This is a genomic window from Cryobacterium sp. PH31-O1, assembly GCF_030063455.1.
Classification (GTDB): domain Bacteria; phylum Actinomycetota; class Actinomycetes; order Actinomycetales; family Microbacteriaceae; genus Cryobacterium.
In genome coordinates, this window is record NZ_JASITB010000004.1 from 33332 (window position 1) to 49026 (window position 15695).

Annotated in this window: 10 protein-coding genes, 1 tRNA gene, 1 other RNA gene and 1 pseudogene; 3 read left to right on the forward strand and 10 right to left on the reverse strand. The window is 65.1% G+C overall.

Annotation, left to right across the window (positions count from 1 at the left end; all coding sequences use genetic code 11):
- Window positions 1-3: 3 nt before the first annotated feature.
- Together QMK31_RS09370 and QMK31_RS09375 are read right to left on the reverse strand one after the other, a co-directional pair.
- A complete protein-coding gene (locus QMK31_RS09370) occupies window positions 4-2736 on the reverse strand; it encodes a DNA polymerase III subunit gamma and tau (protein ID WP_283500687.1) in 2733 nt (910 codons plus the stop codon).
- 290 nt (window positions 2737-3026) lie between these two features.
- Window positions 3027-3374: pseudogene (locus QMK31_RS09375) on the reverse strand (IPT/TIG domain-containing protein); the annotation flags it as partial.
- 54 nt (window positions 3375-3428) lie between these two features.
- Here QMK31_RS09375 and QMK31_RS09380 point away from each other — a divergent pair.
- Both QMK31_RS09380 and QMK31_RS09385 read left to right on the forward strand, forming a co-directional pair.
- Complete coding sequence (locus tag QMK31_RS09380; RefSeq protein ID WP_283500688.1) at window positions 3429-3848, forward strand: hypothetical protein; 420 nt, start codon at window positions 3429-3431, stop codon at window positions 3846-3848.
- A 748-nt stretch (window positions 3849-4596) separates the two neighbouring features.
- A complete protein-coding gene (locus tag QMK31_RS09385) occupies window positions 4597-5097 on the forward strand; it encodes a putative endonuclease domain-containing protein (protein ID WP_283500689.1) in 501 nt (166 codons plus the stop codon).
- 291 nt (window positions 5098-5388) lie between these two features.
- On the opposite strand, the gene QMK31_RS09390 is transcribed toward QMK31_RS09385, so the two are convergent.
- The 4 genes from QMK31_RS09390 to ffs form a co-directional block, all read right to left on the reverse strand.
- Window positions 5389-6639 (reverse strand): acetate/propionate family kinase, encoded by a 1251-nt coding sequence (locus QMK31_RS09390; RefSeq protein ID WP_283500690.1) that lies wholly within the window; start codon window positions 6637-6639, stop codon window positions 5389-5391.
- A complete protein-coding gene (gene pta / locus QMK31_RS09395; protein WP_283500691.1) occupies window positions 6636-8846 on the reverse strand; it encodes a phosphate acetyltransferase in 2211 nt (736 codons plus the stop codon). Before pta ends, QMK31_RS09390 begins: the two co-directional genes overlap by 4 nt.
- A 173-nt stretch (window positions 8847-9019) precedes the next feature.
- Window positions 9020-11491, reverse strand: a complete 2472-nt coding sequence (locus QMK31_RS09400) for a phosphoketolase family protein (protein ID WP_502852867.1) — start codon at window positions 11489-11491, stop codon at window positions 9020-9022.
- Between the two features lie 149 nt (window positions 11492-11640).
- An RNA gene (gene ffs / locus QMK31_RS09405) (signal recognition particle sRNA small type) lies at window positions 11641-11737 on the reverse strand.
- A 121-nt stretch (window positions 11738-11858) separates the two neighbouring features.
- Between ffs and QMK31_RS09410 the strand changes: the two genes are divergently transcribed.
- Window positions 11859-11946, forward strand: a tRNA-Ser gene (locus tag QMK31_RS09410).
- Between the two features lie 331 nt (window positions 11947-12277).
- On the opposite strand, the gene QMK31_RS09415 is transcribed toward QMK31_RS09410, so the two are convergent.
- The 4 genes from QMK31_RS09415 to QMK31_RS09430 all read right to left on the reverse strand — a co-directional run bounded on the left by QMK31_RS09415 (window position 12278) and on the right by QMK31_RS09430 (window position 15609).
- Complete coding sequence (locus tag QMK31_RS09415) at window positions 12278-12625, reverse strand: hypothetical protein (RefSeq protein ID WP_283500692.1); 348 nt, start codon at window positions 12623-12625, stop codon at window positions 12278-12280.
- Entirely contained in the window at window positions 12625-13677 is a 1053-nt protein-coding gene (locus QMK31_RS09420) for a DUF6177 family protein (RefSeq protein ID WP_283500693.1), read from the reverse strand. The genes QMK31_RS09415 and QMK31_RS09420 overlap by 1 nt, the downstream gene beginning before the upstream one ends.
- Window positions 13678-13988: 311 nt before the next feature.
- Window positions 13989-14726 carry a hypothetical protein gene (locus QMK31_RS09425; protein ID WP_283500694.1) on the reverse strand — a complete coding sequence of 246 codons (738 nt, stop codon included), beginning with the start codon at window positions 14724-14726 and terminating at the stop codon, window positions 13989-13991.
- 157 nt (window positions 14727-14883) lie between these two features.
- Entirely contained in the window at window positions 14884-15609 is a 726-nt protein-coding gene (locus QMK31_RS09430; RefSeq protein WP_283500695.1) for a hypothetical protein, read from the reverse strand.
- Between the last annotated feature and the right edge of the window lie 86 nt (window positions 15610-15695).

Consider the following 15695-nt stretch of genomic DNA (forward strand, 5'->3'; position numbering starts at 1 on the left):
GGTCTAGTAGTCGTTTCTCGTTCGGGGTGCCGCGTTGTACGGCTGTTCTTCGATAAAGGTGGCGCCGAGAATTTCGCGCACGACGGCCTCGCCGTAACGTTGCTTCTCGGCGAAAGACGGCGCGCGGGACGAGTCTTTCGTCGTACCCCGCTGGCCGGATGCGTTCGGATGCTGGCGTTGCACGGAGTCTCGCTGGCCCGCGTTCGGCCGGCTGGCATTCTGCTGGGTGGCATTCGGCTGGCTGGAGTCGCTCCGGGCGGAGTTCGGTCCCTGTGCTCCCTGCTGCTGCCGACGCTGCTCGGGGCTCGCCTGCGGAGCGGATGCCTCGGCGTGCGCCTCATAGCTCGACACGCGTTCGTCGGCGGGTGCGTCCATCTCGGGGGGAATGTCGTCGTCGAACGGGGGTGGTATGTCGTCGAAGGGCGGTTCGTCGCCGCGAGATTGTGATGCGAACGCAGTCGCTGGCCACGGTTCGTCGGCTGACCCGCCGCCGGGGGCCTCCTCGGTTTGAATGGACTGCGCTCGAACGGGCGATTGAGAAGCGGGGGTCGCGTGGGCGTTCGCTGGCGGCACCCCGGGAGATGCGGTATCCGCTGTGTCGTCGTCGATAACGGGCACTGCCGGACCGTCGGGCGAGCCGGGAATGGCCACGGTGGCCCACCCGCTGGTGGACGCTGCGACGGGCGAAGCTCCCTCTGTGGGCTGCGATGCGACGTCGCGCGCAGCGGCAGGAGGGGGCTGCGTAGCAGCGGCAGGAGGGGAGGTCGGAGCAGAGGCTGGATTGGGCGGCGTGGCACCGGCTGTGCCAGCGGCGGCGGACGTGGTTCTGGCGGGCACTGATGCAACGGGACTGCTCGCCGTCAGCGGCGCGGGCTCAGGCGAGTCCGCTCGCGCCGCAAGCTGCTCAGCTGACGGGAGATCGTTGGCGGCGGGCACCACAGCGGGTGCTGCAGCCTCGCTCGTTTCTGCTGCGGGTGCCGCTGGCGCAGGCTCCGCAGCGACGGTCGACGAGGCGCCGGACGCCACGCTGGGCGAGGAGACCTCACGGCTGGCTTCGACCCGAGCGATGAACTTGACCCGCAGTCCGAGCACGGCGACGATGGCGGTGCGCAGAAAATCGCTGGTTCCCATGCCGGGAACTTTCTGCTGTTTGAAGCTGTCGACATCGGCCTGGCTGGGGAACGACAGTGCGAGCACGTCGCCGTTGAGACCGAGCACGTGCGCGGTGTAGACGACGAGCCACGCGGTGGTCTTCTCGTTCTTGACGGCTTCGAGGATCTCGGGCCAGGCGTCTTTGAGCTGCTGCAGGGTGACGGGAGCGCCGGGAAAGATGGTGGGGCGGGCGGGCGGGCCCGCCGGGGACGGTTGGGTTGCTGCGGCGGCCCGCGTTCCCGGGATGGCGGTCTTGGCAGGCGGAGTGGAGGCGGAACCGGCAGACGGAGCGGCGCCCGCAGCTGATGGCTGGCCCGCTTGCACAGCCGGCGTTCCCGGGATGGCGGTCTCGACAGGCTCGACCAGCGGATTGGACGCAGAGCTCGCAGCGGACGCGGCCGACGCAGCCGGCACCCCGTCGACGCCAATGCGGCGCTCAAGGCGCTCAACCCGGGCGAGGGCGCCGCGGGTCGTGTCGTCGGTTGCGGGAATCAGGGCGCGCGCAACCATGAGCTCGAGGTGCAGACGCGGCGACGTGGCCCCGCTCATCTCGGTGAGCGCGGCGTTCAAAATGTCAGCGGTACGCGAGAGCTCGGCCGGCCCGAAAGCGGCGGCCTGCACGTTCATACGCTCGAGCTCGTCTTGCGGCACACCGCGCAGCACGGACGCAGCACCCGCCACGCTCGTGGCCGCGACAATAATGAGGTCGCGCAGTCGCTCAAGCAGGTCTTCGACGAATCGGCGCGGATCTTGCCCGGTCTGAATGACCCGGTCGACCGCGTCGAACGCAGCGGCGGAATCGCGGGCGCCGATGGCGTCGACGGCTTCGTCAAGCAGTGACGCACTGGTGTAACCGAGCAGTGCCACGGCACGCTCATACTCGATGGTCTGCCCATCCGAACCGGCCATGAGCTGGTCGAGCAGGGACAGCGTGTCGCGCGGTGAGCCGCCGCCGGCACGCACCACGAGCGGAAGCACGCCGGGCGCGACGACCATCTTCTCGGTCTCGCACATCTGCTGCACATATTCGAGCATCGGCCCAGGCGGCACCAACCGAAACGGATAGTGATGGGTGCGCGAGCGGATGGTGCCGATCACCTTTTCGGGTTCGGTGGTCGCGAAGATGAACTTCACGTGTTCCGGTGGCTCTTCAACGATCTTCAGCAGCGCGTTGAAGCCCTGCGGGGTGACCATGTGCGCCTCGTCGAGGATGAAGATTTTGTAGCGGTCGCGTGCTGGCGCAAAGATGGCACGCTCGCGAATGTCGCGGGCGTCGTCGACACCGTTGTGGCTGGCCGCATCGATCTCGACGACGTCGAGCGAGCCGCCGCCGTCACGAGCCAGCTCTACACAGCTCGGGCACACACCGCACGGCGTGTCGGTTGGACCCTCGGCACAGTTGAGGCAGCGGGCCAGGATGCGCGCGCTCGTGGTCTTGCCACAGCCGCGCGGGCCGCTGAACAGATAAGCGTGATTCACCCGGTTGGTGCGCAGCGCCGTCATCAACGGATCGGTCACTTGGGACTGGCCGATCATCTCGGCAAAGGTCTCTGGCCGGTAGCGGCGATACAGGGCGGTAACCACGTTCTCCATGGTACTTGCCCGCACCGACACTCGCCCGCGCACGCCCCTGAACTGGCCCATCCGCCGGCGAAACCGTCAAGCGGATGCTGCGACCCTCCACGACGGCCACCCTGCGGCGTCCGCGCTGGCAGATGGGCAGGCATCCGCTCTGACAGCGAAAGCCGGCGATGCCAGGAGGCCGATTCCCAAAAGGAATCGGCCTCGCGATTCACGCTCTCCGCAGTAGGGCACGGATTAGCAGGTAATGCGTGCGGCCCCAGCGGCGGGGGGTCGACCGGAGCCGCACGTGTCTAGGAGAGAAGGTGCAGCGTGCGCCTTCTGCGGATGGTCACGACGAGGATGCCGAGCAAGAGCAGCAGAACCCCTAAGCCGCCGGCGAGCAGCCCGGTGAATCCGGTGCCGGCCAGGCCGACCAGACCGAGCAGCACGGGCAGCGGGTTGTAGGTGAAGTCGACCGCGGTCGAATTACCGCCTGGTGAGAGCACGATCAGGTCGACCGTTCCCGCCGTGTGCGCCGGGCTGACCGCCGTAATCTGGCTGTCAGAGTCGATCGTCACCGATCGTGCCGACAGGCCGCCGAAGGTGACGTCCGTGGCATCGGTGAAGCCGCTGCCGGTGATGACGACGCGGGTTCCGCCGGCCTCCGGGCCGTGATCGGAGCGAGGCTCTCAATCACCGGGTCGGGCACATCGGTGAACTCGAAGGTGGCGGCATCCACTGTGACGGCCATCGTCGTTCCGGCGCCGGTCATTGACACCTGCACGGCGTCGAGCGTGCTGGTGTCGCTCAGTCTGGTGCCGAGGGTTGTGCTGACCTGGCACTATCCGACCGGCGGATACGTCGCCACCAATGCTCGGTACTACAACTCAAACTCCGGCATCGCCGGTCTGACGCTGGTCTCCCTCGGCAGTGGCGTCAGTACGACCGGGCCGGTCACCGGAACCTACACATCAACGTTCACCGGGTCGCTACTCGGCGGTCTGCTCGGGGGCTCCGGCGACGTTGGCGTGGCCACGGCGCACTCAAGCGGCTGGCGTTCCCTCATCTCGAGTGCGCACGCCACGTTCCCCCTGCTCGTCGGCACCGGAACCTGCACAATCGCGAACGCCTGACCCCTCGGTACCGAGCTCCTCGTTCATATCTGCGGAGATCTGGCCGAGCCCAGCCCCGCATCACCCCGAAATTGCCTTCCAAGTGGAAATCTCCGCAGTAGTGAACAGGCTCGAGAATAGGACAGGCTAAAGCCGTACCAATCTGCGCTAAACCACCGCCGCGTCCGACTTCTTTCGTGCCAACCCGCCCGGTACAGAACTGCGGTGATACTCTCCGGATTCCGCCCAGCAGGGCCAAAACTGGTACAAACTGGCGACTTCTCCGCACTTCTGAACCGCTAGTGACACACATGGCCGACCCCTCCTCCTCAACCGCCAGACCCGGGTGGCTTTGCACATCTTGCCCGTAATTCGACACGCGCATTGTCATTCGTCGAACTATTAAGTCATGGGCCACGACCTCGTCAGTATTTTGTGCCATCTGGGGCACGTCGCCACGTCACAACAATTGGCTGGTATCGGGGCCACCCGACGATCCGTGAAATCTGCCGTGGAATCTGGGCAGATCAGACACGTTGCCCACGGCATATTTTGCTGCGCACACCTCGATCAGCCGACTCTCTCCGCACTACAAGTCGGCGGGCGAGTCGATTGCCTGACTCGTCTGTCACAGCTTGGCATCTGGAGCGGAATCTCGCGGCCAGGTCTTCATCTGCGCTTGCGCCCGCACCACCACCAGCGACGCTCGGCCCCCGGCGCAACGATCCATTGGAGTCGCGCCGTCCGCGGCTGGGGACCGGTATTCGAGGTGTCACCGCTTGATGCGGTGCTGCAAGCGTTGTCGTGCCTCGACGATGTTGACGCGCTGGCCTGCCTGGAGTCCGCGCTTTTCATGAAGTTCCTCACCGAGGACGATCTCGACGAGCTCCTCCGGCTAGCGCCTGACCACCTGCGCTCGGTGCTGCGACGTCTCGACCGCGGGGCGCAGTCCGGATTTGAAACGTTCACCCGGGTGGGGTTCGTGCGCGCGGGCTTTCGGGTCGAGACACAGTTTTATGTGCCCGGTGCCGGCCACGTCGACATGCTTGTGAACGGGTGCGTCGGAGTTGAAACCGACGGAGAAGAATGGCACGGTCCAGAACGATTCCTGCCCGATCGCAGCAAAGATCGCGAGGTTGAACGGCAGGGCATCCGAGTCCTCCGCCTGGCCCGGCCACATATCTTCGACACTTGGCACACCACCCTCGAGACCGTGCGTCGCATGGTTAGCGACGCCGAGGACGCAGCAGCCCGAAAGCACCGTGCGTAACTGCGGAGAAATCGCTGAAATGGGTTTCAAATCGTTGGTTGTCGCGGGTCAAGCGCGACAATCTCCGCAGTTCTGCACCAAACGAGTCAACGACCCCACGCAGAGTCTTGCCGGACGTAACCGCCGGCCGGCTGACGGAATTCAGGCGGGATGCCCCCCGGTACCGCAAATGCCGTGCATAACTGCGGAGAAACAAAGACAAATCGCCCGGCTCGGGCCAGTTTTTGGGCTCTATGCGAAAATCTTCGCAGTTATGCACTGCAGGGTTGGAAGGACTTGCGGCAGAGCCGGCTAGCGCACCGTTGAGAGGGTCTGGCGGGCGATCTCCAGCTCCTCGTTCGTTGGAATCACCAGCACGGTGACCGCGGAGTCGTCGGCGCTAATGACGCGGGCGCCGCGCTCCTCAGCAGCGTTGCGCACGGGGTCGATGCGAATTCCCAGAGCTTCCAACCCGGCGAGGGAACGCTCGCGCACGAGCGGCGCGTTCTCGCCAACACCCGCGGTAAAAGAAATCACGTCGACCCGGCCGAGCTGCGCGTAGTAAGCCCCCACGTAGCCCTTGATCCGGTGCACGTACACGTCGATCGCGAGCTGCGAGGGCCCGTCGCCGGCCGCCGCCGCCACGATCACATCGCGCATGTCACCGCGTCCGGTAAGGCCGAGCAGCCCGCTGCCCCGGTTGAGCAGCTTGTCGATCTCGGGAAAATCGAGTCCGGCCCGGCGGTGCAGGTGAAACAGCACGCCAGGGTCGATGTCGCCCGATCGGGTGCCCATGACGAGCCCCTCGAGCGGCGTCATGCCCATGCTGGTCTCGACCGAACGCCCGCCCTCGACCGCGCAGGCTGACCCGCCGTTGCCGAGGTGCAGCACGATCTGGTTCAACTCCTCGCACGGACGCTGCAGAAAGTTGGCCGCCTCGCGCGCGACGAAGCCGTGGCTGGTGCCGTGAAACCCATAGCGTCGAATGCGAAACCGCTCGGCCAGGTCGGCGTTGATGGCGTAGGTGAACGCTTCGGGCGGCAGCGTCTGATGAAAGGCGGTGTCGAAAATAGCCACGTGCGGCACGTCGTCGAACGCCTCAACGGCCGCCACGATGCCCTGCAGCGCGCCCGGATTGTGCAGCGGCGCGAGCCCCGACAGCTCGTCGATGTCACGCTCGACCTGCGCCGTGACCAGGGTTGGCTGGTGAAAGCGTGCCCCGCCGTGCACCACGCGGTGCCCGACAGCTACCGGCACGTGAATGGCCAGCGACGGCCCGTGCGTCGCGAAGGCCTCGAGCATCACGGCGAATCCGGCCGTGTGGTCGGGAATGGGCAGCTCGCGTTTCCATTTTCGATCAGCGGATGCCGGCACGTGCGTCTCCGCCGCGGCCTCTGCCGCCGACACTGTCGCCGCCACCCCGGCGATGGAGTGCACCGAATCGCCGGTGACTTCGCCGATGCGCTCGACCAGCCCGCTCGCCAGGGTGGTTTCGGTGTCCATCTCGATGAGCTGGTATTTGAACGAACTCGAGCCGGAATTGACGACCAATACGGCGGTCATCGGATGGCTCCGGCCGGAGTGGCGTCGAGGGCCGGGGCTGCGGCATCCGTCAGCCCTGCGGCCTGGATGGCGGTGATCGCAACGGTGTTTACGATGTCCTGCACCAGGGCGCCGCGCGAGAGGTCGTTGATCGCCCTTCGCAGACCCTGCAGCACGGGGCCGATCGCGACGGCGCCGGCGCTGCGCTGCACCGCCTTGTAGGTGTTGTTGCCGGTGTTCAGGTCGGGGAAGATGAACACCGTGGCGCGGCCGGCCACGCTGGAACCGGGCATCTTGGTGGCGGCGACCGCAGCATCCGCTGCGGCATCGTACTGAATTGGGCCTTCGACCAGCAGGTCGGGGCGCCGCTCACGCACCAGGGCGGTTGCGGTGCGCACCTTCTCAACGTCGGCGCCCTCGCCGGAATTGCCGGTGGAGTAGGAGAGCATGGCGATGCGCGGTTCGATGCCGAACTGCACCGCCGTCGCGGCGGCCGAGATGGCGATGTCGGCGAGTTGCTCCGCCGTCGGCACCGGGATGACGGCGCAGTCGCCGTAGACGAGCACACGATCGGCGAGGGCCATGAGGAACACGCTCGACACCACGCCGACGCCGTCCTGCGTTTTGATGATCTCAAAGCTGGGCCGGATGGTGTGTGCGGTGGTGTGGGTGGCGCCGGAGACCATGCCGTCGGCGAGTCCCAGCTGCACCATCATGGTGCCGAAGTAGCTCACGTCGGTGACGGTCTCGTTGGCCTGGTCGAGGGTGATGCCCTTGTGCGAGCGCAGCTGCATGTATTCCTGCGCAAACCTGAGTCGCAGCAGATCGTCGTAGGGGCTCACGACGTGAGCCCGAGAGATGTCGAGGCCGAGACCGATGGCGCGCGAGCGCACCTCGAACTCCTCACCGAGAATGGTCAGCTCGACCACCTCGCGGGCCAGCAGGGTGGCGGCGGCCCGCAGCACGCGGTCGTCTTCACCCTCGGGCAGCACGATGTGCTTGCGGTGCTGGCGCGCCCGCTCGAGCAGCGCGTACTCGAACATGAGCGGGGTGACAACCTCGGCCCGACTGACATCGAGCCGGTCGAGCAGCGCCGCGGCGTCGACGTTCTTCTCGAACAGGGCCAGCGCGGTGTCGTGCTTGCGCTGCGAGTCGGCGGCGAGTCGCCCGCGGGTGCGGGTGATGCGCATGGTCGTGTCGTAGGAGCCGAGAGACGTTCTGATGATCGGCAGCGACGGCGCGAGGCCCTCCATCAGCCGCTGGATCGCGTCGGGCAGTTCGAAACCGCCGTTGAGCACGATGCCCGCGATCGACGGGAACGTCGCGGACGCATTGGCCAGCAGCACGGCCAGCAGCACGTCTTCCCGGTCACCCGGCACCACGACGACGGCGCCCTCGATCAGCCGCGGCAGCACGTTAACCATCGACATGGCGGCCACGACGACGCCGAGCGCTTCGCGGGCCAGCAGTGCAGGATCGCCCTTGATCAGGGTGCCCTCGGTCGCCTCCATAATGCTCTGCATGCTCGGGGCTACGAGGTAGGGGTCTTCGGGAATGGCCCAGATCGGCACGCCGAACGCACCGCCCGAGCGCGCCGGCTGCGCATTGGTCGTGGCTCGCACCGAATCGATTATCTCGGCCAGGGCGAGTTCGTCGGCCCGGTTGACGATAATCGCCAAAATGGATGCGTGTTCATCGCGCAATTCCGCGAGCGCCACGTCGGTCTGATGGCCGATGTCAACGGCGGAGCGGGCGTCGCTCTGGCCGAGGCGTTCGCCCTCGCCGGGGCCGACGCGGCCGCCGAGCACGAGCAGCACGGGCGCGCCGAGATTCGCCGCGATGCGGGCGTTGAAGGCGAGCTCGGTGGGACTGCCGACGTCGGTGTAGTCACTGCCGATAACGACGACCGTGTCGCAGTTGGCCTCGACCGCCTTGTAGCGCGCAACGATGCGGGCCAGGGCGGCGTCGGGGTCGGTGTTGACGTCGTCGTAGCTGACACCGATGCTCTGCTCGTAGGTCTGTCCGGCTGCGGCGCCCGGACCGGCGTTGGCCTGCAGGTGGCGCAGCAGAAGGTCGACGACGTAGTCGGGTTCGGTCGCGGTGCGGGCGACGGGGCGGAACACGCCGACCCGTTCCACCAGGTGGGTCAAGGTGTCAATCACGCCGAGCGCGATCGAGGATTTGCCGGTATTACCTTCGGCACTGGTGATGTAAATACTACGAGCCACGATGTCCATTCAAACGTATTCGGGTTGGGAGAGTGTCGGGCGGGGATTACCGGTGGGGCACGCGTCCCCGCGTCGGCAGGTCAGGCTGGGGTGGGCGATGGCGGTCGGGGCACGCGCGACCAGCGGAAAGGGGTGGCCTCCGCAGGCTGCCAGCGTTGAGCGTTGGGGTGGCGCTAGACATTGTCGCTGCCGGTCTCGGCGACGGTCGGGGCGGCATCCGTTTGGGACGACCAGGACCAGCCGGTGACCTCGGGCAGGTCTTCCCCATGATCGCGGGTGTACTGGCGCGCAGCCAGGCGAGCATCCTGCATCTGCTGCCGGAGCAGGCCGGCCCGCGCGGCAAGGCCGGGGGTGCGGTCAATGACGTCCATGACGAGGTGGTACCGGTCGAGGTCGTTGAGCATGACCATGTCGAACGGGGTCGTCGTGGTGCCAATCTCCTTGTAGCCGCGAGCGTGCAAATTCTCGTGGCCATGGCGCTTGTAGGTGAGCCGGTGGATCAGCCACGGATAGCCGTGGTAGGCAAAAATGATGGGCTTGTCGGGCGTGAAGACGGCGTCGAAGGCGCTGTCGCTCAGGCCGTGCGGGTGGTCGTCTTCGGACTGCAGCCGCATCAGGTCGACGACGTTCACGACCCGCACCTTGAGGTCGGGCAGGTTCTCCCGAAGAATCTCCGCGGCGGCGAGCACCTCGAGCGTCGGCACGTCGCCGGCGGCGGCGAGCACGACATCCGGTTCAAGGCCGGGCACCTCGGTGCCGGCCCAGTCGAAGATGCCGAGGCCGCGGGTACAGTGCGCGACGGCCTCGGCCATGGTGAGCAGGTTCGGCGCCGGCTGCTTGCCGGCGACGACAACGTTGACATAGTTGACGCTGCGCAGGCAGTGATCGTAGGTGCTGAGCAGGGTGTTGGCGTCGAAGGGCAGGTACACCCGCACGACATCGGCACTCTTGTTGACGACGTGGTCGATGAAACCGGGGTCCTGGTGGCTGAACCCGTTGTGGTCCTGCCGCCAGACGTGCGAACTGAGCAGATAGTTCAGACTGGCGATAGGAGCCCGCCACGGAATCTCCGCGGTCACCTTGAGCCACTTGGCGTGCTGGTTGAACATCGAGTCGACGATGTGGATGAACGCTTCGTAGCAGTTGAACAGCCCGTGCCGCCCGGTGAGCAGGTAGCCCTCGAGCCAGCCCTGGCACTGGTGCTCGCTGAGCATCTCCATGACCCGACCGGCACGGGCGAGGTTGGTGTCGCCGGGTCGCAACTCGGCGTTCCACTGCTTGTCGGTGGCTTCATAGACCGGCGGGGCCAGCCGGTTCGAGGCGGTTTCATCCGGCCCGAAGATGCGAAAATTGTCTGGGTTTCGGCGGATGACCTCGGCCAGGTAGCCGCCCAGCACGCGCGTGGCCTCACTGACCGTTGCACCCGGTTCTGGAACGTCGACGGCGAAATCACGAAAGTTGGGCAGGTGCAGGTCGCGGCGCAGCAGCCCGCCATTGGCGATCGGGTTGGCACTCATGCGCAGGTTTCCCCGCGGAGCGAGATCCCGAATCTGTTGCACAGGGGCACCGTGTGAGTCGAACAGGTCAGCGGGGCGGTAGGAGAGCATCCACTGTTCGAGCAGGGCGGTGTGCGCCGGGGTGTCGCGGGCGTTGGCCAGCGGAACCTGGTGCGCCCGCCAGGTGTTCTCAACCTGTACGCCGTCGATCACGGCGGGGCAGGTCCAGCCCTTGGGGGTGCGGAGGATGATCATGGGCCAGCGCGGGCGAGCGAAGTCTTCGTGGTTCTTCTCGGCCTCGGCGGCTGCCACCTTGATCTCAGCGATGTGATTGAGCAGCGCGTCGAGCGTCTCGGCCATGCGCGCGTGCACGAGCATGGGGTCTTCGCCGTCGAAGCCGCCGCTCACTAAATAGGGAGTGTGACCGTAGCCGCGCATGAGATCAAGCAGCTCGCCTTCGGGGATGCGCGCGAGCACGGTGGGGTTGGCGATCTTGTACCCGTTGAGGTGCAGGATGGGCAGTACGACGCCGTCCTGGAGCGGGTCGATGAACTTGTTGGAATGCCAGCTGGTGGCGAGTGGGCCGGTTTCAGCCTCGCCGTCACCGACAACCGCGGCCACGAGCAGGTTCGGGTTGTCGAACGCGGCACCGTAGGCGTGGCTGAGGGCGTAGCCGAGTTCGCCTCCCTCGTGAATGGATCCGGGCAGCTCCGGCGAGGCGTGGCTGGGGATTCCGCCGGGAAAAGAGAACTGGCGAAACAGCTTCTGTACGCCGTGCGCGTTCTGCTCGATATCGGAGTAGACCTCGGTGTAGGTGCCATCGAGATAGGCGTTGGCGACCATGCCGGGGCCGCCGTGGCCAGGTCCGGTGATGTAGATGGTGCTCTGGCTGCGTTCTTGGATGGCACGGTTGAGGTGCGCGTAGAGAAAGTTGAGGCCGGGCGTGGTGCCCCAGTGGCCCAGCAGGCGCGGCTTAACGTGTTCGCGGGTCAGAGATTGCTGGAGCAGCGCGTTATCGAGCAGGTAGATCTGGCCAACGGCGAGGTAATTGGCAGCCCGCCACCAGGCGTCGATGCTGTTCAGAGCTGCTGCGGTGAGGGGTTTCGGCGCGCGCGAAGCCCAGGTCATGGTGCCGGAATCGTCGCTCATCGGTCCTCCGCGTTTTTGGCACGGCGACACAGCCGCGCTGCTTCCATACTATTGAGCCTCGGCGTCGACCCCAGTGCCAAAGGTCCCGACTCCCGCGTGTTCGGCTAAATGGGGGTCAAAATCTCCACTCGATTCTCACGCGCGGGTACGAAAAAGACCCCTCGCGCACCTGCCAGAGCCCAGTTACCCTTGCTACGTTTCCGTCCTGGGGGAATTGGCCGAGATGACACCACGCGAGGAGCCGAACCTCAGTTTAGGGTACGACGCAGGAATGAACCAACCGGGGGCTGGGCGGGGAGGTGGCGGCAGCATCCGCTGGAAACAGGTAAGATTCTCTGGTGTCGTTGCTTTATTGCAGCGGCGGCCAGGAGAATTCGCCTAGTGGCCTATGGCGCACGCTTGGAAAGCGTGTTGGGTGAAAGCCCTCGGGGGTTCGAATCCCCCATTCTCCGCCACAGTTAGAAACGCAGCGTGTTGGGTGAAAGCACAATGCCAATTCGCGGGGTTCGAATCCCCCATTCTCCGCCACAGTTAGAAACGCAGCGTGTTGGGTGAAAGCACAATGCCAATTCGCGGGGTTCGAATCCCCCATTCTCCGCCACAGTTAGAAACGCAGCGTGTTGGGTGAAAGCACAATGCCAATTCGCGGGGTTCGAATCCCCCATTCTCCGCCAAGCGGATGCCTGCCGCACGATCCGCAGACATCCCCGCGTTGGTCGATGGCGGTCTCGACAAACTCGACCAACGACACTGAGCGCCGCGCGAAGGTTGCCAGCGATCCGAGGCCTACGCGTCGGGGCTCTGAACCAGGTCGCCGCCGACGGCGGCCGCGAGCGCCTGCGCAAGCGCCAGGCCGCGATCACCGGCCGTGCCGAGGGGTGCATACAGCTCGGTCCAGAACGCGTGATCTGCCGGGAGATGGGTACCGAGCAACCGTTCAACGTCGTCGAGCACGTCGATTCCTTTGGTGCGCAACACCGTCAGAAGCGCCGCACCATCCGCTGAGCAGATCTGGGTTGCGCCGCCGTTCCAGATGGTGCGCAGCCCCAGGTTCGGGTCGACGTCGGCCGCAGCCATGAGGTGATCGGCGAGGTCCACCGGTCGCCGCGAGACGATCACGAGTGCACGGGGCATCAGGCGCCTTCCGCAACCGGGGGCAGGCCGAGCGCCCGGGCGAGGTCGACCACGCTGAACTCCCGGGCCAGGTTCACGAACTGCTCCCAGCTGCCGTCTCCGCCCGCGGTGAAGGGAAGCACGAGCGCCGGAATGCGCGGCCGACCGGCGCGGAAGGCCCCGAATCGAGTCTCGAGATCCGTCAGATCCAGATGCAGGTCCTGCACGGCGCGCGGACCCAGCACGACCGCCACCGGAACTGGCGGAGCGGCAAGTACCGGGTCGATCGACAGATCGGCGCGACCACGCAGCAGCACAGCGGATGCGACCAGCACCGTCTGCGCATCGGCCAGCCGCCCCAAAACAGCCGGGGCGTCCACGATCCGCTGCCGGGCGATGCCCTCATCGCTGCCGAGGGCGACGAGCATCTTGGTCTCCTCGGTGACGCCCCTGGCGCTGCGGCTGACCCGCACGGTGGCCGTCATGGCTCGTTCGCCCCGCCCGGCCACGTAGATCTTGGAAACGCGCGGCATGCGGCCGCGCACGAACCGCGTCACATTGGCGCGATTCCAGTGCAGGCCGGCCGGTTCGTTCACGCCCCACCCCACCGGCACCGTGTCGGCAAGCTGCGCGGCGAGCAGCTCAACGGTGCCGCCCAGGGTGGTCTCGTCTCGCGCCTGATGATTGACGGACACGGTGACCTGCAGCCAGGCCTCGGCGAGCTCGGGCGGCGTGACAGAGTCGGCAGCGGCATCCGTTGCGCCAGTCTCCCGGAACGCGTCGTCGAAGGAAGCCACGGTGCGGCCGGTGAGGGCATTGCGCAGTGCCCCGTCGGCGCTGCGCACTACCCAGGCAGCCCCGGTCGCCGACAGCAGCTGTAGCACGCCGAAGGTGACCCGCGACCCGGGCCCGGTGACCAGCAAAACGCGCCGACCGACCCCGGCCGCATCGGCCACGAGACTCGCGAAACCCTCGGTCGCTGCGATGAGCGACGCCGTGCTGATGGTCGCGACGAATCCGTCGCCGACAAAGTCGACCAGCGGATGCTCGACGCTCGAGTTCGCGTTCCCCATCACCGATTCCCCCACCCGTTCTGTCATCTCAGGACAAGCGTTTGACAACGGGGTCACGCTCCCCAAGCTGAAGCCCGACCGGATGCGCCGGCGCACTCGACGACGGGCTACGTCACCAACCCGCCGCGTCCCAGTAGATCTCGGCTTCGGTGCGGCCATAGGCCCGTGACGCGGCCTCGACCATGGCGCGCCCCGAGAATGAGAATGCCAGGTCGGACACGATCGTGGTGAGCCAGCCGATCGTGATCGGCCATTCGCTGCCCGTGATGATTGACGCCAGGGCGGATCCCGCGCCGACTCGTAAACCACACTCACCCCTCCAACACCGGACGCGACAACCCATGAGCCGCATCAAAAACAGTCAAAAACTTCTCCGGCAAACGCAACCGGCAATACTCATCCACCAACCGCAAACTCTCCGCAAGAGAATCACGATCCGTCCTCATCGACGGACGCCGACCCATAAAACTTCCGATACCGCCTTCCGGGCTGAGGCGGATCGACGCACCGAACATCATCCGCTGGTCATCAAAACCACAGGAAAACAAGAAGGAGTCATACAGGACACCCGCCATGCGCTGACCAACCTTGTCAGACGTCGGCAACGAGATCCGAGCCCCAAAAAAGTCCAGTGCGAGTTCATAGAATCCCGCGTGCGGCATGCTGGGAGCCGGCGGTCCGTCGCTCCGAGGCCCGAAAAGGCGCAGGTCTCGATCAAACGCAACATCAAACTTCGCCAGATAGACGTCCGGAAGGCGCAAGCGACAAGACTCATCCAGAGCGCGCAGCGCCCCCAACACCGAAACACGATCACCAGCCGAGCCAAACTGGCCTCCACGCACAACGGTCACGTTACGACTGGCACCAACCAAGATCGTGGCGCTAAAGAGCTTCGTAACAGGGTTGAGAACGCAGGAGATTGGCAGCGCGTCATATAGATTGGCACCCATTGTCTGATCGTCACCGTGACTGAACTGTCCCGACATCCGGTCTCCAAATACCTCGCGAGTCAACAGGAATAGATCGCGGTAATTGAAGTCTTCGGTCAATTCTTTGTCCTCAATCGTCAGCGAATCACTGTTAGATCGGTCGAGCAGTCATGGACTTACTAATGTACTCATAGCCCGCACCGGCGGAATGGAATCAGCCAAGGAATGCATCGCCTGCGCGAGGCACGCGGATCCCGCGCCGACTCGTCAACCACATTCACCCCTCCAACACCGGACGCGACAACCCATGAGCCGCATCAAAAACAGTCAAAAACTTCTCCGGAAGACGCAACCGACAATACTCATCAATGAGCTGCAAACCCTCCACAAGAGAATCACGATCAGTACTCCACGAGGGACTACGCCCCAGAAAACCCCGACTACCGCTTTGCGGGCTGACGCAAATCGAAGCACCAAACATCGGTTTCTGCTCGTCATACCCACACCGAATAAGAAAGGAATCGTAAAGCACGCCTGTCATCGAGCGGCCAGCTTCATCATTGGTCGGGGACGACATTCGGGCCCCGAAAAAATCCACAGCCAGTCCGTAGAACTCCGCATACGGCATACCCGGCAGCGGAGGTCCATCCTTCCGCGGCCCATAAAACCTCAGGTCTCGATCAAAGGCAACATCAAATATCGCTAAGTAGTCGTCCGGGAGCCGCAACCGACAAGACTCATCCACAGCACGCAGCACATTCACCACCGATTCACGATCATTAGCCGACTCAAACTCGCCGTGAAGGCCACTCGTAACATTGCGACCTGCACCAACCTGAATCGCCGCGCTAAATCCACCACCAGTCCGTTCCAGCACCGCTCGAATGTATACCGCACCGCAGAGCACACCCGTGAAAGTCTGCGACCCCGGACTGTACGTCGGCGTATCCAGACGTTGGCCAAAATAGGCCAACACCTCGTCATACAGTTCATCGAACGTCATCTGGTTTCCCATTTCTTGAACTAACTTTCAAACTTGGCGGTAGAGCCGTCATCGCGTCGGGATCAAACCTGTTGCCATGGTCCTGC